Genomic DNA, 18286 nt, shown 5'->3' with positions numbered 1-18286 from the left:
GTTGATAGAAAATCTTACTATAATAAAGATTCAATAATATCAGTAATACTAACACCTTCTGCTTCTGCTTTGTAATTCTTTACTATTCTATGAGATAAAATAGGAATTGCAACTGCTTTTACATCTTCGATATCTGGAGAATATTTTCCATGAACAGCTGCATACGCTTTTGCTGCTAAAATTAAGTTTTGAGAAGCTCTTGGTCCTGCTCCCCAATCCAAATAATTTTTCACCATTTCTGTGGCAGCAGAAGATTTTGGTCTTGTTTTGCCAACTAAAGTAACTGCATATTCAATAACATTATCGGTTACAGGAATTTTACGAATCAAATTTTGAATCGCAATAATTTCATCACCAGAAAGAATAGCGTTTACTTTTTGAAAAATATTACTTGTTGTACTTTTTACAACGGCTACTTCTTCTTTAAAACTTGGGTATTCCAAATTGATAGAAAACATAAACCTGTCTAATTGTGCTTCTGGTAAAGGATAGGTTCCTTCTTGCTCAATTGGATTCTGAGTCGCTAACACAAAAAATGGCAATTCTAATTTATAATGATTTCCAGAGACTGTTACAGAACGTTCTTGCATCGCTTCTAACAAAGCTGCTTGCGTTTTTGGTGGAGTTCTGTTAATTTCATCAGCCAAAATAATATTTGAGAAAATTGGCCCTTTTATAAATTTAAACTTTCTGTTCTCATCTAATATTTCACTTCCTAAAATGTCTGAAGGCATTAAATCTGGAGTAAACTGAATTCTATTGAATTTTAAACCCAACACATCAGAAACTGTATTTACTAAAAGCGTTTTTGCTAAACCTGGCACACCAATTAACAATGAATGTCCTCCACAAAAAATGGATAATAACACAAAATTAACGGCTTCTTCTTGCCCAATAATTATTTTACTAATCTCGGTTTTTAATGATTTATGTTTTAAGACTAAATCATTTACAGCTTTTACATCAGACATTATTTACCTGTTTCTTTTTTCCAGTTTTTTTCGAAAGTACATTTTCTGTGATCATCTGCCATTTTAATGTAGGTATCTTTAATCTTCTCTTTTGCCCACTTTGTAACGGTTTCTTCTTTCTTTTTTGTTAAAGCTAATTCTTGAATTTTTACATAATCGTTCACAATATCTGCAGTATGAGTATCTGTTCTATCTCTCATAATCATGAATTTGTACATTTTCTCTCCACTTCTATTTTGGTCGAAAAACACTTCTGTTAATTCACCTTTTTTTAATTCTGCAACTCTTGCATACAAAGCTGGGTCCATTCCTGTTAAATCGAATGTAGATTCTCCTGTATAAGGATTAAGAATTAAACCTCCGTTATTTTTTGTTTCATCATCATCCGAATATTTTTTTACAGCTTCTTCAAAAGTAATTTTACCATCATTAATATCTGCAATTAATTTTTCAGCAATTTCTCTTGTTTCTGTAAGTTTTGCATCAGGAATTTCTGGTTGCATTAAAATATGAGAAACAACTCTTGCGTTTCCTTTAATTTCGTGCAATTTTATAATGTGGTATCCAAAATCCGTTTTAAAAGGTTTCGAAATTTGATTTGGATCTAAAGAAAAAGCCATTTCTTTAAACTCTTTAATAAAATTAGTTTCTTTAGTAATTTCTCCTAAGTTTCCACCATTTTGAGCTACTGAAGGATCATCAGAATTAATAATCGCTTTCATTTTAAAATTAGCACCATCTTCAATTTCCTTTTTTAATTCTGCTAATTTGTTTAAAATTCTTTCAGTTTCTGCATCTGTTGGTTTCGCTGTTATAACAATTTGCGCCAATTCTATTTCTGCAGAAAATTCTGGTAATTCTCCTTTTTCTTTTAATCCGTTATAAAAAATACGAACCTCTTCTGGAGTTACATCTATCTTTTCAGTAATTTTTTGTTGTTCTTTTTCTATAAGAAGGTTTTCTGTTTGTACAGAATGTAATTCCTTTTTTAAATCATCTAAATCATTAAAACCATAGGCTTTAATTACTTTATCTACAGAACCATATTGTTGTGTAAAATACTGCACACTCCTATCTACTCTAGCAGCAATTTCTGGATCAGAAACTAAAACACTATCAATAACTGCATGATGTGCCAATAGTTTTTGTTCCATCAACTCTTCTAACATTTCACAATCAGAAATTTTAATTTTATTTTCAGATCTTATTTCAATTTCCTGCTTAAATTTATCGATATCAGAATCTAGCACAATATTTTTTCCAACCACAACTGCAACACCATCAATTTTAATTTTTTGTGCAAAGGTTGAAAAGCTCATCAACCCGAAAAGAGCTGCGAAAAGTGTAAGTTTAGTATATTTTGAAATTGTTGTTTTTTGTTGCATCTTTTACTAGTATTTTTTCTATATCTCTAATTAATTCAATTTTACGTCTGTGTAAAATCATTTGTTTTACGGTAGGTTCTATATAGCTTAATGGTGCTGTATCATTCCTAACCAAAACATCGTTTACGGCCACCAAATATAAACCTAATGAATCTTGTTTTTGGAGGAATTTTGTTTTATTTAACAGATTTTCTTTAGAAAAAGGCAGTTTTAACAAAACCTTATCTAATTGTGTCCAAATTGAATCGTTAAATTGGTAATATTTAAAACTTAATTGTTGTTTTTCTAACGCTTCTAAATCTTCAATTTTATCAGATTGAAAAAGTTTTATAAATTCTTTTTTATTGATAATATTGTTATCAAAATGAAGATATTTAATCTTTAATAATTCTTCATTCAACTTAAAATTTTCTTTGTTATCTGCGTAAAAATTTTCTATTTCACTTTCGCTAATAACAGTATCTAATTGTTGATTTATAAGCCTTTCTTTATAACTATTAATTAGTAAACTTTCTTTGTAATCTTTTACTAAGGAGTTAATTTCTGTAACTTCTTCTAAAGAACTATTGCTCTCTGCATTACTTAATAATAATTGTTTTACTGCCCAATCGTTTATAAAGCCTTTTACCAAAACAATACTATCTTCTTTGCTGGTATTATTTGGCACAACATTCACTAAATCTTCTCTAAAAAGTTTTTCGGTATTTACAATCGCTACAATTTCTGATGTTGTATTTTCTTTTTCTTCTACTTGAAGATATTCGCAAGAAGCAAATACACAAAAGATTAAAAAAAGCACTGTAAATTTCCTCATTAGTCTTTTTTATAAAATTTAATTAATTTTTTAAGTTCTCTATTATTTACTTCAATAGTACTTTTATTTCTCAAATCTGCAATCCATTTTTCCTCTAAAATATTCTGGTAATCGTTCATTACCTCTCCTTTTATTTTATTGAATTCTTTATTTTGAAATTTAGATAAATTGGCTTTATAATGGTTTTTTAATCCTAAAGTATCTTTAGATGATTTTTCCCATATTTTTTGTTGCATCAATTCAAATAACAACAAACCATCTCTATATTCTTGCAATGTATTAGCAAACTCTGGTTCGGTTTTTTCTAAATTTTCTTTGTAATAACTTAAAATCTCTTTGTCTTTAAACTCGTTAAAAAGTTCGTAAATAGGAGTATTACCTCTGTTTTTAAGATATTTTACGAAAGCTTCTTGTTTTATTTCTAACTCATTAATTGTCAACAGAACAGCCTGTAAAGAATCTTGAGCGATATTTCTTATATTTTTATGCTCAAAAATAGCTTTTGCACTTTCGTTTTCAGAAATTGTATATTTTTTCTTTAATTTATCAATAACTGCTTTTTCAGATAATTGAGCTCTATCACCAGATTTTACTTTGCTTTTAAGTTCATCTTGTAGTTCACTAAAAGGTTGTACAGGATGTTTTTTTATCAACTGTATAATATGCCAACCAAAAGGCGTTTTAAAAGGTTTAGAATATTCACCTTCTTTTTGCAAATTAAATGCTACATCTTCAAAAGGCTTTACCATTACTCCAGTGCCAAATTGTCTTAATTTTCCACCCTTAGATTTTGAGCCTGAATCTTCAGAAAATTTTCTTGCAAGTGTTTTAAATTGCACATCTTTTTCTAATTGATTGTAAAGAGAATCAATTAGTTTTTTTGCATTTTTGTTTTGATTATTTATCAAAATATGCGCAACTTCTACTTCTCCTTTTGATGCTCTTAAAGAATCTATTTTTAAAATATGATATCCAAAACGAGTTTTAAAGGGTTCTGAAACTTCACCAACTTTAGTATTGTAAGCTGCATCTTCAAAAGGGTACACCATTTTAAAAGCAGAAAAATAACCTAAATTTCCTTTGTTTGCCTTTCGTCCACTTTTTTCATCATCTCTTGCAGATGGATCTTCTGATGTTTCTTCTGCAACCGCTTCAAAATCTTCTCCTTTTAAGATTCTAGCTCTAATATTCATTATTTTTTGATACGCCTCTAACGTATCTTTTGGAGTGGCGTCTTTTGGTGTTCTTATTAATATATGCTTTGCTTTTACTTCGTTTTTAGTTCTAAAATATGCATCTTTTACTAATTTATTAATAAAAACGGTATCTTGCATATAAGGTGCAGAAAGCTGATTTCTATAGCCTTCAATCTCTTTTTTATAAGAAGGTAATGTATCTAATTTTATATTATATGCTTCTTTTACTTTTAACTTATAATTGATAAAAAGATCTAGATTTTTCTGAACATCTTTTGCTTCTTCATTATCTATAGCATCTAAATTTTTCTCGTAAATTCTTTTAAAATCTCCAACTGAAATTTCTTCGCCATCAATAGTTATTAAAATTTTATCATTTCTTTGCCCAAAAATAATGCTTGACACTCCTAAAAACAGTACTAAAACTAATTTTCTCATAAATTTATAACGATATAATTCCCTTAATCTTTTCAACCTTTTTGTAATAACTAATAATTTCATCAGCAGAATTTAACTTTAAAACGATAGTAATACTAACATATTTCCCAGTTTTAGAATTTTTTGTGGTAATAACTGCTCCTTTATTATCAAACAAACTTTCTACTTCTGCTAATTGATTACCATCTGTGGGCACAATAAACTTATACATATAATCTGCAGGAAAATCGGTGGTGTCTTCTAACTGACCTTTAAGCTTGATATAGAACTCTTTTTTATCACTCATAATTGAAAATTTATTGTATTCTTTACAAATAACAAGCCACAAAATTACATTAAAAATTAGTTTTATAAAACGAATGATTTATTTTTGTGGAATTGATTTATGAAAAGAAAATCAAAAATAATAATTCTAACACGAAAAAGTTGCAAGAAAATCAGCAAAAAATAGTTTTAATTGGTGGTCCAGGTACAGGAAAAACAACCGTTTTAAATGCTTTAAAAGACAAAGGTTTTTGTTGTTTTGACGAAGTTTCTAGAGCTGTTACTTTAAAAGCTCAAAAAGATGGAATTGAACAACTGTTTTTAACAGAACCTCTGCTGTTTAGCGAAATGTTATTAAAAGGTAGAGAAGAACAGTTTTTAAATGCTAATAAAAGAAAAGAACAAATTGTTTTTTTTGACAGAGGAATTCCTGATGTTCATGCCTATATGAACTATTTTAAGACAGCATATCCTGATTTATATTTAGAAAAAAGTAAAGCCTACAAATACACTAAAATTTTTCATTTTTCTCCTTGGGAAGAAATTCATACAACTGATAATGAACGTTATGAAACTTTTGAAGAATCGCTAACTATCGATCAGTTTTTAATAGAAGCCTATTCAGATTTGGGGTACAATATTATAAATGTTCCTTTTGGCGCTATTGAAGAACGAACTAATTTTATTCTTAATTCGCTTTCTTGCGATTTATGATATCCCCAAAAAACATATTAAAAGAATACTGGAATTACACCACTTTTAGAGAACCACAAGAGGAAATTATACAAGCTGTTTTAGATCAAAAAGACACGATTGCTTTATTACCAACTGGAGGTGGAAAATCGATTTGCTTTCAAGTACCTGCCTTGGTTAAAGAAGGCGTTTGCGTAGTAATTTCGCCATTAATTGCGTTAATGCAAGACCAAGTAGAAAATTTAAAAAAACGCAATATAAAAGCAACACTTATAAAATCTGGTTCTTCTCAAGATGATATGATTGCTCTTTTTGATAACATTAAATTCGGCAATTATAAATTTTTATACATTTCTCCAGAAAGATTGCAGTCCTTATTTATTCAGCAAAAATTAAAAGAACTCAACATTAGTTTTATTGCTATTGATGAAGCACATTGTATTTCTGAATGGGGTCATGATTTTAGACCAAGTTACAGGAATATTAAGATTTTAAAAGAACTAATTCCGAACACAAATTTTATTGCATTAACTGCAACTGCCAACCAAAGAGTTTTAGAGGACATTGCCAAAAATCTTGATTTAAAAAAAACTACAGTTTTTAAAAAATCTTTTTACAGAGAAAATTTAGCCTATCAAATTTTTAATGTGGAAGATAAATTATTAAGGTTGATTCAAATTTTTACCAAGACAAAAACGCCAGCAATTGTGTATGTAAGTTCAAGAAAAAGAACGGAAGAAATTGCACGTTTTTTAACTGCTAATAATTTTAAAAGTAGTTTTTATCATGGTGGATTATCTGCCAAAGAAAAACAAAATGCGTACCAAAATTGGATGACTGAAAAGACAAAAATCATGGTAGCAACGAATGCTTTTGGAATGGGAATTGACAAACCAAATGTGGGGGTTGTAATTCATTTTGATTTCCCTTTTTCGCTCGAAAATTATATTCAAGAATCTGGAAGAGCAGGTAGAAACGAAAAAAAATCTTTTGCAGTTTTATTAAAAAATGAAAACGATATTTTAAAATATAAAGAACTTGTAAAAAAAGGCTTACCAACAATTTTAGAAGTGAAAGAAATTCACAAAAAATTATATCAATATTTTAGAATTTCTACAGGCGAAATTTCGGAAGAATTGTTTCAATTTCAGCTTTCTGAATTCAGTAAAAAGTATCAATTATCTCAAAAAAAAGTAGAAGCTGTTTTAAAAATTTTAGCCAATAATGGCATCATAGAAATCACAAATACATTCAATCAAAAATCGACTGTAATTTTTAATACAAGTAGTAAAAATGTTATTTCTTACGCTATCAATAATATTGATACTAAGATATTTATTGACTCACTATTAAGAACTTACACAGGGTTATTTAAACAAGAAGTTAAAGTAGATGAATTTCTACTAGCAAAGAAAAGCAAAACTACTTCTAGACACATAATTGCCAATTTGCAACGTTTGCATGAAGATAAAATCTTAGAATATCGTCGTGTAAAAACGGACTCAGAAATTCAATTTTTAGTTCCAAGAGAAGATGATAGAACTATTAACAGATGCTCTAAAGAAATTGTTCAATTCTTAAAACAGAAAGAGAAAAAATCAGAAGATTTTTTAGCCTATATTTCGAATCAAAACGTATGTAGAAGTATTCAAATATTAGATTATTTTGATGAAAAATCAACTCAAAAATGTGGTATTTGTGATGTTTGTTTATCAGATAAAAGAGCAAAAAAAGAAGATTTATCTTTACATATTTTAGCTCTTTTAAACAAAAAAACGAGTTTAACCTCGCAAGAAATTAGGCAACAATTACAGGCAAATGAAAAGGACATTTTAATACATTTGCGAACCTTATTATCTGAAAATAAAGTGCAGATAAATCATCAAAATAAATACCAAATAAAATAAAAAATTATGAAAGATATACGAATCGTTTTTATGGGAACTCCAGATTTTGCAGTCACCATTTTAAAACATTTAGTAGACAATAATTATAACGTTGTTGGTGTAATTACTGCTGCAGATAAACCTGCTGGAAGAGGAAGAAAATTAAACGAATCTGCTGTAAAAAAATATGCGTTAACTCAAAATTTAAAAATTTTACAACCTACAAATTTAAAAAACGAAGTGTTTCTTGAAGACTTAAAAAGCCTAAATGCCAATTTACAAATTGTAGTTGCTTTTAGAATGTTACCAAAATTAGTTTGGCAAATGCCAAAATTTGGCACATTTAATTTACATGCTTCATTACTTCCAGATTATAGAGGAGCTGCACCAATTCATTGGGCAATTATTAATGGAGAAACAAAAACAGGTGTTTCCACATTTTTCATTGATGATAAAATTGATACTGGTGAAATTATTTTGCAAGAAGAAATTCCTGTTTTAAATGATGAAACTGTAGGAACTTTACACGATAAACTAATGTTTTTGGGTGCAGAGTTGGTTGCTAAAACTGTAAATTTAATTGCTGATGGAAACATCAAAACTAAAAAACAACCTGAATTAGAAGAAAAATCGGCACCAAAACTTCATACTGAAAACACCAAAATTGATTGGTCATTATCTTTAGACACTATATACAATAAAATTAGAGGCTTGAACCCTTTTCCATCTGCTTGGACAATTCTTTTAAATAATGAAGAAGAAATTTCCGCTAAAATATATGAGGTAGAAAAAATCGAAGAATCACATAATTTGGAAGCTGGAACAATCATCACATCAAAAAAAGAAATAAAAGTTGCTGTTGCAAATGGGTTTATTAATATTAAAGGAATAAAATTAGCTGGAAAGAAAAAAATGGATGCAACAAGTTTGCTAAATGGTTTCAATTTTGCAGCCAATTCTAAAATGATATAAAACCTTTATTGGTAAGCTTTTTAGCGTTTTTTGTGTTTTTAGAGTTTTTCATCTTAGGTTTATTAACAATTTGCATCTATTTATTAACAAAACACTGTTTTTTTAGGGTCCTAATTTGCGCAAACCCTTAATACGTCTATATTTGTTAAGCTATTATAGCACAAAAAACTTATAATTAATTTAAAAATTTATTTATTATGAACAAGTCTGATTTAATTGACGCAATGGCTGCTGATGCAGGAATATCTAAAGTAGCTGCGAAAGCAGCATTAGAATCTTTTACAGATAACGTAACTTCTGCTTTAAAAGGAGGAGATAAAGTTGCATTAGTTGGTTTTGGAACTTTTTCAGTTTCTAACAGAGCTGCAAGAACAGGAAGAAATCCTCAAACAGGAAAAACTATCCAAATTGCTGCTAAAAATGTAGCGAAATTTAAAGCTGGAGCTGGATTAAGTGATGCTGTAAACTAATTTACTGCAATACAAATTATAATTAAACTCTCTTTTTTAAGAGAGTTTTTTTATTTATAATATTTTGTATATATTTACTTATGTTGTATTTAAAACCACATAAAGGCAGATTGTTAATTGCTGAACCTTCTATTTTAAATGACAGTTCTTTTAATAGAGCTATTATTTTAATTACAGAGCATACAGAAATTAACTCTGTTGGTTTTATATTAAATAGACCTTTAGATTACACATTAAGCGATTTATTACCTGATATTAGTTCTGATTTTACAGTATATCAAGGGGGGCCTGTTGAGCAAGATAATTTGTATTTTGTACATATGGTTCCAGAATTAATTCCTGATAGTATAGAAGTTGATAATGGTATTTTTTGGGGAGGAAATTTTGAAGCTTTAAAACAACTATTAAATGAGGGTTCTCTAAAAAAATCTGATATTCGTTTTTTCTTAGGATATTCTGGTTGGGGAAAAAATCAACTAGCAGATGAATTAAATATTAATTCATGGTTTATTTCAGAAAATGATCTTCAAAATATTTTTTCTGAAGATGAAACTTCTCTTTGGAAAGATAAAATACTTCAAAAAGGTGGTGATTATAAACTTTGGGCAAATGCTCCAAGTGACATCAACTTAAATTAGGCAGAAGTAACTTCTAAAACTTTTAGACTTTTTGCAATTTTACTAGAAAAATCTACGGTAAATTTTTTCTTTTTATAATTTGTAATTGGCTGAACACCCATAATTGCATTGGTTATAAAAACCTCGTCTGCTTTTTGAATTTCGAAAGGTGAAATAGTTGTTTGCTCTAAAGTAAACTCTTTATTTTTAGCAATAATTTCAATAACTTTTTGTCTAGCAATTCCCTTTATACAACCTTCTGTTAAGGCTGGTGTTTTTATAATATTTCCTTTTAGAACGAAGATATTTCCATTAGCAACTTCTACTACTCCTTTTCTCTCATTAATTAAAACACAGTTGTCTAAATCATTCTCTTTAGCAAAAATACTTGCTAACGTGTTTAACATCCTGTTATTTGTTTTAATGGTTGATAATAAACCAGAATAATTATAAAAGTCTTTAAAAACATCAACAGTATAAACTTCTTTAGTTTTATAGGTATTTTCTTTTACTTCAATTAAATAATCGATTTTGTTTGTTTTTGGCGTGTACAAACCACCATCTTTTCGATATACATTTAAACGAACTCTAAAAGAAGCAGCTTCACTTTGCACTGCAACTGTTTTTAAAATTTCTTGTTCTAAAAATTCCAAGGTAAATTCCATTGGAATTTTCATACGCAACATTCTCATAGAAGCCATTAATCTAAAATAATGATCTTCCCAAAAAACGACCTTTTTATTGACAATTTTTATAGTTTCAAAAATTCCATCTCCATATTTAAAACCTCTATTATGTATAGAAAGTTTTATATTTTCTTCATGTACTAATTCACCATTAAAATTAATCATCTATAAAATTGTTTTGGAGGTGCAAAATTAAGGTTTTGTTATAAATGAAGCACAAAAAAACCCAACCAAAAGTTGAGTTTTTTAAAAGTTTATATAAATTATACTTTAGGCACCAATTGTTTGTTTCAATTCATCAATTTGATTTTCCCAAAGCTGCTTAGATTCTTCTACTTCATCTTCATCATCAGCAAAATCAGTAATAATCAAAGAAACATCTTTTGTTAAGGCATCTACTTGAATTTTTATTTCAAAATAACTTTCGTCATCTTCACTCTCTAACCATTTCCAACGAACTCTATCCTCTGCTCTTTTTGTGATTAACTCTGCTTGTTCAATAGTTCCATCCCATTCAAAAGTAAATGTTTTACCTCTAGAGTTTACTTTGTCTGCAAACCATTCTTGCAAATTAGAAGGTGATGAAATGTATTGGTATAACATGTTTGGGGAAGCATGAATTGGTATTTCAAGCTCGTATTTTACTTTATCCATTTTTTATCTAACTTAGGTTGACAAGATAAGTATTAATTCTATTTAAAAAAAATTAAAAAGAGATGTTGCTAATCTCTAAAAAGTATTTATATTTGCACTCTCAAAAACAAAAAATGGCGAGGTAGCTCAGTTGGTTAGAGCGCAGGATTCATAACCCTGAGGTCTCGGGTTCAAATCCCGATTTCGCTACAAGTTTTTAGTAAAAAGCCGAGAATGTAAATTCTCGGTTTTTTTTATGGTTTAAATTTATTTTATTTTTAGTTAGTACTCTATATTATTACGTTTTTAAATAACTGAAAAGAGAAATATATTTATTTGTAATAATATTAATTAAATTAGTTCTTTAATTTTTTTATATAAAGGTGATGGAAAAAACATCTATTTTTTAAATAAAAGAACTAAAAGTTTGACAAATTTTTAAATCAGAAAAAAAATAATATTTTTAATAATAATTTCTTGCAGAACTCAAAAATGATTCTATATTTGCATCTCTTTACCAAGCGAAAGTAGCTCAGTTGGTAGAGCGTCAGCCTTCCAAGCTGAATGTCGCCAGTTCGAACCTGGTCTTTCGCTCAAAAGACTTAATTAGAAATAATTAGGTCTTTTTTTATGCTTTAAATTTAATGAAATTCACAAAAATAAGGTGAGAAGTTTATATCGAGCGAAGACGAGATGAACCTGGTCTTTCGCTCAAAAGACTTAATTAGCAATAATTAGGTCTTTTTTTATGCTTAAAATTTAATGACCTTTTGAGAAAAACAAATAAAATTATCTAATTGAAGTTTAATTGATTATGTTATAAACTCTTTAATTTATCACCAAAAAGTAATAACAAAATAATTGGTACCGCCAATAAAACAACAAGTATTGTATTTGTGGTAAATAATATAGGAGTCAATAATAATGTGAATGCGAACCCACCTATAGTTCCTCCTAAATGCGCTGCATGTCCAATATTACCTACTTGTTTTTTCATTCCATAAATAGAATATAATAAATAACCAACAGCAAAAATATATCCTGGAATTGGTATTGGAATAAAAAACAAATACAATTCCATGCCTGGCACTAATAAAATTGATGCATATAAAATACCAGAAACAGCTCCTGAAGCACCAACTGCACTATAATAAGGTTCGTCTTTATGATAATGTAACGTATATAAGCTACCAGCTAATAAACTTCCAAAATAAATGATTAAAAAATAAGCGCCTCCAAGTTTATGAGCAACCATGTCTCCAAACATATATAAAACATACATATTTAAAATTAGATGCATCCAATCTACATGTAAAAAACCAGAAGTTAACATTCTAATTTTTTCATCGCCTTTTACCCTACCAACTTGAAACTTAAATTTATCTAAAAAGGTATAATCATCAAAGCCTTTCATAGAGAAAAGAACATTGGCTACGATTACGAGAATTACTATAGGGCTTGTACCATTTAACATTCTACAAACATAATAAAATCTCTTTGGTTTTACATTTCATTTTAAATATAAATAGTGATATTTGTTTATCAAAATAAATGTATGCAATTTTTAATTTTTGCTTTGGTATATCCTTTTATTTGGTTGCTTTCCAAATTACCAATGCGTTTTTTATATATAATTTCTGATGTGCTTTACATCTTTGTTTATCACGTGTTTAAATATCGTAAAACAGTCGTTTTTAATAACTTGAATTTAGTATTTCCAGAAAAATCATCCGAAGAAAAAAAACAGATTGCCAAAAAGTTCTTTCAGCATTTTACAGATTTATTTATGGAAACGATCAAAGCAATTTCCATCAGCAAAAAAGAAATCTTAAAACGATATCAATATAAAAATCCTGAAGTAGCTCAAAAATTTATCAAAGAAGGAAGAAGTATTGCTTTTGTAAGCGCACACCAAGCAAATTGGGAATGGTTCGCAAATGCGCCATTATTGGTTAACTGCAGAGCAAGAGGAGCATACACGAGTTTAGGAAACAAATATTTTGACAAAGTTGTTAGAGAATCTAGAGAGCGTTTTGGGTTTGTTTGCTATGAATCTTCAAAAACGGTAAAAGCTTTTTACGAAGATTATAAAAAGCAAATTCAAAGTATTTATTTACTAATTAGTGATCAATCTCCTCAGTTAGAACACACTTTATATTGGCAGGAATTTTTCGGAATTAAAGTCCCTTTTCATGTGGGTGCAGAATCGCTTGCTAAAAAGTTTGATTTAGTAGTTATATTTTGTGCAACAAAAAAAATAAAAAGAGGGGTTTATGAAACTGAATTTATTTTGATTTCTGAAAACCCAAAAGAGCTTAAAAATTACGAAATAACAGATACATACATTCAACTTTCTGAACAACTTATTAAAGAACAACCAGAATTTTATTTATGGTCTCACAAACGCTTTAAACACAGAAATAAGTTCGAGAAATGGAAGAAAATGAAAAAGATTAAGGATTAGTTCGTGGTTCGTGGCTCGTGGTTCGTGGTTCGTGGTTTAAAATCAATAATCATATCAGAATTACACATTATATCTTACTACATTTACTTTTTTATCTTTCTTAATTTTTAATCCGATATTTGCATTTAAATTATAATTAATGAATCAAATCGTTTTTTACTTAACATATCCTTTAATTTGGCTGATTTCTAGATTGCCAATGTTTATTTTATATTTAATTTCAGATTTTTTCTACGTCCTTTTATATTATGTGTTTGGCTATAGAAAAGCAGTTGTATTAAAAAATATCTCTTATGCTTTTCCAGGAAAATCCGAAGAAGAAAAGCAAAAAATTGCTAAAAAATTCTACAAACATTTTACTGACATTATGATTGAGAGTATAAAATCTTTCTCAATATCAGAAAAAGAAATTCTAAAACGTTACAAATATAAAAACCCTGAATTGGTAAATAAATATGCTAAAGAAGGAAAAAGTATTGCTTTGGTAAGCGCACATCTTGCCAATTGGGAATGGTCTATAAGTACTCCTTTAGTTTTGAATATAGATATTTTTGGTGCGTATAATAAATTGAGAAATGAAACTTTTGAGAAGACCTTAAGAGAAAACAGAGAAAAATTTGGAATAAAAGGTGCAACTACTGCAAACTTTATAAAGTTGATAAAGCACAATTTTGAGAACAATGTTCAAGGTGCTTATATTTTGTTAAGTGATCAATCTCCACACATAGAAAAAACGTTTCATTGGGGAACATTTTTTGGTGTTAAAGTACCTGTACATACAGGTGCAGAAATGCTTGCTAAAAAAAACGATTTGGTTGTAATCAATTATAGAGCAAAAAAAATAAAAAGAGGCTATTATGAAACTGATTTCGAATTAATTACAGAAAACCCGAAAGACTATAAAGATTATGAAATTACTGATAAATTCTTACGAATTACAGAACGAAATATTACAGAACAACCCGAATTTTATTTATGGTCGCATAAAAGATTTAAGCATAAAGACAAATATGACGAATGGCTTAAACTTCAAGAAACTAAACAGCAAACCAAGAGCTAACTAACTCTTTTTCAATTGGCGTTATTGTTTTGTGCACATAATCGTTTTTAATAGTATCGTATTTGTAATCTTTAGCCCAATCTGCTATATTTTCTGATAATTTTTGCAAAGATTCACAAACAAAATCAAGCTCAGTAGTTGTAATTGTTGGGTGTAAAGACATACGAACCCAACCTGGTTTTTGAGTGTTACAACCAGATAAAATTTCACCTTTAATTCTATTAGAAGTTTCTTGATTTACATTCAATAGAAAATGCCCATAAGTTCCTGCACAAGAACAACCACCTCTAGTTTGCAATCCGAATCTATCGTTTAATAATTTTACCACTAAATTAAAGTGATATTTTTCAAAATAGAAAGAAAAAATGCTTAATCTTTTCTTTTGGTTTGGTGCTAATATTTTAACTCCTGGAAGATTTTCTAAGGTTTTAAAAACAACTTCATTAATTTCATCTTCTCTTTTTCTGATGTTTTCAGTGCCCATTTTTTCTTTCAACTGAATAGAAAGTGCAATTTTTATAGTTTGTAAAAAACCTGGTGTTCCACCATCTTCTCTAGTTTCTACGTCATCAAAATAATCATGTTGTCCCCAAGGATTTGTGTAACTCACTGTTCCTCCTCCTGGATTATCTGGAACTGTATTTTTATATAATTTTTTATTAAAAATTAAAACACCTGAACTTCCAGGACCTCCTAAAAATTTATGTGGAGAAAAGAAAATAGCATCTAAATACTCCTCTTCTACTTCAGGATGCATATCAATATCTACATAAGGTGCACAACATGCAAAATCTACAAAACACAATCCATTATAACTATGTATTAATTTTGCAACTTTATGATATGCTGTTTTTATACCAGTAACATTAGAGCAAGAAGTTATCGAAGCAATTTTTATTTTACGATATTCGTGTTTTTGAATGCACTTTTCAAATTCTTTTAAGCACAATAAACCATCATTATCACAAGGTACAACTACTACATCTGCAATAGTTTCTAACCAAGAAGTTTGGTTTGAATGATGTTCCATATGAGAAACAAAAACAATTGGTTTTAAATCTTCTGGAATTGAGGTATAATCCTTTAAATTTTCAGCAACTTTTATACCTAAAATTCGTTGAAATTTATTCACAACACCTGTCATTCCTGAACCTGTTGTTATTAAAACATCATTTTCATTTGCATTTACATGGCGTTTAATAATTTTTCTAGCTTCATGATAAGCCAATGTCATAGCTGCTCCAGAAGTAGATGTTTCTGTATGCGTATTTGCTACAAAAGGCCCAAATTGATTCGATATTTTTTCTTCAATTGGTCTGTATAATCTTCCACTTGCAGTCCAATCACAGTACACCAAATTTTGTTCTCCATAAGGAGAAGTAAATGTTTGGTTAATTCCAATAATATGATTTCTAAATTGCGAAAAATACTGCTCTAAGTTATCCATTATAATCTAAATTTACCTCCAATTAAAATATTGTTCTGAAGAAAGAAAAAATCTTGAGAAGCACTATCTGATGCATTTGTGCTAATTTTTACATTTGGCATATTTATATAACCTGCCTTTAAATCTGCTTGAATAAAGAAATGTTTTAAAAACGTAATATTTAAACCAGCACCAGCAGAAAGACCAAAACCAGAAATGTGATAATCATCATGTCTTTCTTGCCCTAAAAGTGTTGTATCAGTCTTTGGATATAAAATACCAGCTCCAAAACCTTCTGTTAGATTTATCTGAAAACTTTCTGAATATAAACCAAACCATCTGCTTATATCATCAAAACGATATAACTGAACATTTATATAGTTTAAACCATCTGTGTGTTCTAGTCTTAAAAAATCTTCCGTTAATTGAACTTCTTGCCCTGTATAAACACCATTATAGGTATTATTTCCAAGTGAAATTTCTCCATCAATATTTACAAATTGATCATTGTTAACCACATATTTCATGTGATCTACACCAATAGAAATCGTATAATTTTCTTTAAAAAAATACCCTATTCTTGCATTTGTTTGTGGTTTTGTTAAATTGGTAATTCCAAAATATTTACTAAATGAAAATTTAGAAGGTGTATCTTGTGCTTGTACATCTCTCAATGTAAAATCGTAATTATTACCTTTAAAATGAATATCTGAACCAGAATAACTTGACCAATTCCAACCCCAGTAAACAAAAAACTTCCCTTTATTCACTACCTTTTTTTGTGTATCTTCTTGAGAGAAAACCGCTATTGACATGAATAATGATAGGAGTAATACTGATTTTATTTTCAAAATATTAAGCTATTATTTCTTTAATTTCATTGATAAATCTTACTGCTAAAGCATCTGCAGCCTCTTGACTTTTTGCTTCTGTATAAATTCTAATAATTGGTTCTGTGTTCGATTTTCTTAAATGAATCCATTCTTCAGCAAAATCAATTTTTACACCATCTATGGTATTTACATCTTCGTTTTTATAAGTTGATGCCATTGTTTCTAAAATATTATCAACATCGATTTCTGGTGTTAATTGAATTTTATTTTTACTCATAAAGTAACTTGGATACGAATCTCTCAAAGTTTTACAAGATACTTTTTGATGTGCTAAATGCGATAAAAATAAAGCAACACCTACCAAAGAATCACGTCCATAATGTGAAGCAGGATAAATAATTCCTCCATTTCCTTCACCACCAATTACAGTGTTCGTTTCTTTCATTTTAATCACCACATTTACTTCACCAACTGCTGATGCTGTATACGTTCCACCATGTTTTTCTGTAACATCTCTTAAGGCTCTAGAGGACGATAAGTTAGAAACTGTATTTCCACCTTTTAATCTTCCTAAAACATAATCTGCACAAGCCACTAACGTATATTCTTCACCAAACATAGAACCATCTTCAGAAACAATTGCCAATCTATCCACATCTGGATCTACCACAATTCCGAAATCTGCTTCTTCTTTAACTACCAACTCAGAAATATCTGTTAAATGTTCTTTTAAAGGTTCTGGATTGTGAGGAAACTGACCATTTGGAGTACAATATAGTTCTATACACTCTACATTTAATTCTTTTAATAAAGCAGGAATAAAAATACCTCCAGTAGAATTTACACCATCAACAACCACTTTAAAATTTGCTTGTTGAATTGCTTCAACATCTACCAATTCAAGATTTAAAACTTCTTGAATATGTTTGTGTAAATATGTTTTGTTTTTTGAATACGTTCCTAAATCATCAACTTCTGCAAACGAAAAATCTTCGCTTTCTGCTAATGTTAATATTTCCTCACCTTCTGCTCCATTTAGGAATTCTCCTTTTTCATTTAACAATTTTAAAGCATTCCATTGTTTTGGATTATGAGATGCTGTTAAAATAATTCCTCCATCTGCATTTTCTAAAGGCACAGCAACTTCTACAGTTGGTGTGGTTGATAAACCTAAATCTACAACATTAATACCTAAACCAATTAAAGTGTTTGCAACTAAACTCGATATCATTTTACCAGAAATACGTGCATCTCTCCCAACAACTACAGTAATTTTTTCTTTGTTTGGATTTCTACTTTTGATAAATGCTCCATAAGCAGAAGCAAATTTTACTGCATCTATTGGTGTTAAATTATCAGCAGTTTTTCCGCCAATTGTACCTCTAATTCCTGATATTGATTTTATTAATGTCATAGTTTCATTTTTACGAAACAAAGATAAAATATTCTAAACAATTAGTGTTTTATATACCAACTCT

The 18286-nt window shown here is 28.9% G+C and carries 18 protein-coding genes and 2 tRNA genes; 9 read left to right on the top strand and 11 right to left on the bottom strand.

The window, feature by feature from the left end:
- Positions 1 to 17 precede the first annotated feature (17 nt).
- The 5 genes from LPB03_RS00255 to LPB03_RS00235 are packed head-to-tail and all read right to left on the bottom strand — an operon-like array spanning position 18 to position 5090.
- Positions 18 to 971 (bottom strand): AAA family ATPase, encoded by a 954-nt coding sequence (locus LPB03_RS00255; protein ID WP_065318482.1) that lies wholly within the window; start codon positions 969 to 971, stop codon positions 18 to 20.
- Positions 971 to 2356 (bottom strand): peptidylprolyl isomerase, encoded by a 1386-nt coding sequence (locus tag LPB03_RS00250; protein ID WP_065318483.1) that lies wholly within the window; start codon positions 2354 to 2356, stop codon positions 971 to 973. The genes LPB03_RS00255 and LPB03_RS00250 overlap by 1 nt, the downstream gene beginning before the upstream one ends.
- On the bottom strand, positions 2322 to 3170 hold the full coding sequence (locus LPB03_RS00245; RefSeq protein ID WP_065318484.1) for a hypothetical protein: 849 nt from the start codon (positions 3168 to 3170) through the stop codon (positions 2322 to 2324). Before LPB03_RS00245 ends, LPB03_RS00250 begins: the two co-directional genes overlap by 35 nt.
- The gene (locus LPB03_RS00240) at positions 3170 to 4804 is read right to left on the bottom strand and encodes a peptidylprolyl isomerase (protein ID WP_065318511.1); all 1635 of its coding nucleotides are present in this window, start codon (positions 4802 to 4804) and stop codon (positions 3170 to 3172) included. The genes LPB03_RS00245 and LPB03_RS00240 overlap by 1 nt, the downstream gene beginning before the upstream one ends.
- 4 nt (positions 4805 to 4808) lie before the next feature.
- Positions 4809 to 5090, bottom strand: a complete 282-nt coding sequence (locus LPB03_RS00235) for a DUF493 family protein (protein ID WP_065318485.1) — start codon at positions 5088 to 5090, stop codon at positions 4809 to 4811.
- A gap of 140 nt (positions 5091 to 5230) precedes the next feature.
- On the opposite strand from LPB03_RS00235, the gene LPB03_RS00230 reads away from it, so the two are divergent.
- The 5 genes from LPB03_RS00230 (at position 5231) to LPB03_RS00210 (ending at position 9727) form a co-directional block, all read left to right on the top strand.
- Positions 5231 to 5782 carry an AAA family ATPase gene (locus LPB03_RS00230; RefSeq protein WP_065318512.1) on the top strand — a complete coding sequence of 184 codons (552 nt, stop codon included), beginning with the start codon at positions 5231 to 5233 and terminating at the stop codon, positions 5780 to 5782.
- Positions 5779 to 7668 carry a RecQ family ATP-dependent DNA helicase gene (locus LPB03_RS00225; protein ID WP_065318486.1) on the top strand — a complete coding sequence of 630 codons (1890 nt, stop codon included), beginning with the start codon at positions 5779 to 5781 and terminating at the stop codon, positions 7666 to 7668. Before LPB03_RS00230 ends, LPB03_RS00225 begins: the two co-directional genes overlap by 4 nt.
- Positions 7669 to 7674: 6 nt before the next feature.
- Positions 7675 to 8619 carry a methionyl-tRNA formyltransferase gene (gene fmt, locus LPB03_RS00220; RefSeq protein WP_170324192.1) on the top strand — a complete coding sequence of 315 codons (945 nt, stop codon included), beginning with the start codon at positions 7675 to 7677 and terminating at the stop codon, positions 8617 to 8619.
- A 197-nt stretch (positions 8620 to 8816) separates the two neighbouring features.
- Positions 8817 to 9089 (top strand): HU family DNA-binding protein, encoded by a 273-nt coding sequence (locus LPB03_RS00215; RefSeq protein WP_026778202.1) that lies wholly within the window; start codon positions 8817 to 8819, stop codon positions 9087 to 9089.
- Between the two features lie 80 nt (positions 9090 to 9169).
- The gene (locus LPB03_RS00210) at positions 9170 to 9727 is read left to right on the top strand and encodes a YqgE/AlgH family protein (protein WP_065318488.1); all 558 of its coding nucleotides are present in this window, start codon (positions 9170 to 9172) and stop codon (positions 9725 to 9727) included.
- Here the strand turns inward: LPB03_RS00210 and LPB03_RS00205 are convergent.
- A complete protein-coding gene (locus LPB03_RS00205; protein ID WP_065318489.1) occupies positions 9724 to 10557 on the bottom strand; it encodes an aminotransferase class IV in 834 nt (277 codons plus the stop codon). The genes LPB03_RS00210 and LPB03_RS00205 overlap by 4 nt on opposite strands.
- A 105-nt stretch (positions 10558 to 10662) precedes the next feature.
- Complete coding sequence (locus LPB03_RS00200) at positions 10663 to 11046, bottom strand: START-like domain-containing protein (protein ID WP_065318490.1); 384 nt, start codon at positions 11044 to 11046, stop codon at positions 10663 to 10665.
- A 115-nt stretch (positions 11047 to 11161) separates the two neighbouring features.
- Between LPB03_RS00200 and LPB03_RS00195 the strand changes: the two genes are divergently transcribed.
- Both LPB03_RS00195 and LPB03_RS00190 read left to right on the top strand, forming a co-directional pair.
- Positions 11162 to 11235, top strand: a tRNA-Met gene (locus LPB03_RS00195).
- A gap of 311 nt (positions 11236 to 11546) precedes the next feature.
- Positions 11547 to 11619: transfer RNA gene (locus LPB03_RS00190), tRNA-Gly, on the top strand.
- A 223-nt stretch (positions 11620 to 11842) separates the two neighbouring features.
- Here LPB03_RS00190 and LPB03_RS00185 read toward each other — a convergent pair.
- A complete protein-coding gene (locus LPB03_RS00185) occupies positions 11843 to 12439 on the bottom strand; it encodes a rhomboid family intramembrane serine protease (protein WP_231953118.1) in 597 nt (198 codons plus the stop codon).
- Positions 12440 to 12580: 141 nt separating this feature from the next.
- Between LPB03_RS00185 and LPB03_RS00180 the strand changes: the two genes are divergently transcribed.
- Positions 12581 to 13489 (top strand): lysophospholipid acyltransferase family protein, encoded by a 909-nt coding sequence (locus tag LPB03_RS00180; protein ID WP_065318492.1) that lies wholly within the window; start codon positions 12581 to 12583, stop codon positions 13487 to 13489.
- 139 nt (positions 13490 to 13628) lie between these two features.
- Positions 13629 to 14549, top strand: coding sequence for a lysophospholipid acyltransferase family protein (locus tag LPB03_RS00175; RefSeq protein ID WP_065318493.1), 921 nt, complete (start codon positions 13629 to 13631; stop codon positions 14547 to 14549).
- Here the strand turns inward: LPB03_RS00175 and LPB03_RS00170 are convergent.
- From LPB03_RS00170 to glmM, 3 genes are read right to left on the bottom strand one after another with little or no spacing between them, the layout of a single operon-like run.
- Positions 14527 to 15996, bottom strand: coding sequence for an aminotransferase class V-fold PLP-dependent enzyme (locus LPB03_RS00170; RefSeq protein WP_065318494.1), 1470 nt, complete (start codon positions 15994 to 15996; stop codon positions 14527 to 14529). The two genes, LPB03_RS00175 and LPB03_RS00170, sit on opposite strands and share 23 nt — an antisense overlap.
- The gene (locus LPB03_RS00165; RefSeq protein ID WP_317039003.1) at positions 15996 to 16826 is read right to left on the bottom strand and encodes a hypothetical protein; all 831 of its coding nucleotides are present in this window, start codon (positions 16824 to 16826) and stop codon (positions 15996 to 15998) included. Before LPB03_RS00165 ends, LPB03_RS00170 begins: the two co-directional genes overlap by 1 nt.
- Before the next feature lie 4 nt (positions 16827 to 16830).
- Complete coding sequence (glmM, locus tag LPB03_RS00160; protein ID WP_065318496.1) at positions 16831 to 18222, bottom strand: phosphoglucosamine mutase; 1392 nt, start codon at positions 18220 to 18222, stop codon at positions 16831 to 16833.
- Positions 18223 to 18286 lie beyond the last annotated feature (64 nt).

Origin of the sequence: Polaribacter vadi (genome assembly GCF_001761365.1) — a bacterium.
Classification (GTDB): Bacteria; Bacteroidota; Bacteroidia; order Flavobacteriales; family Flavobacteriaceae; genus Polaribacter; species Polaribacter vadi.
This window is presented reverse-complemented; position numbering and strand designations above follow the sequence as displayed.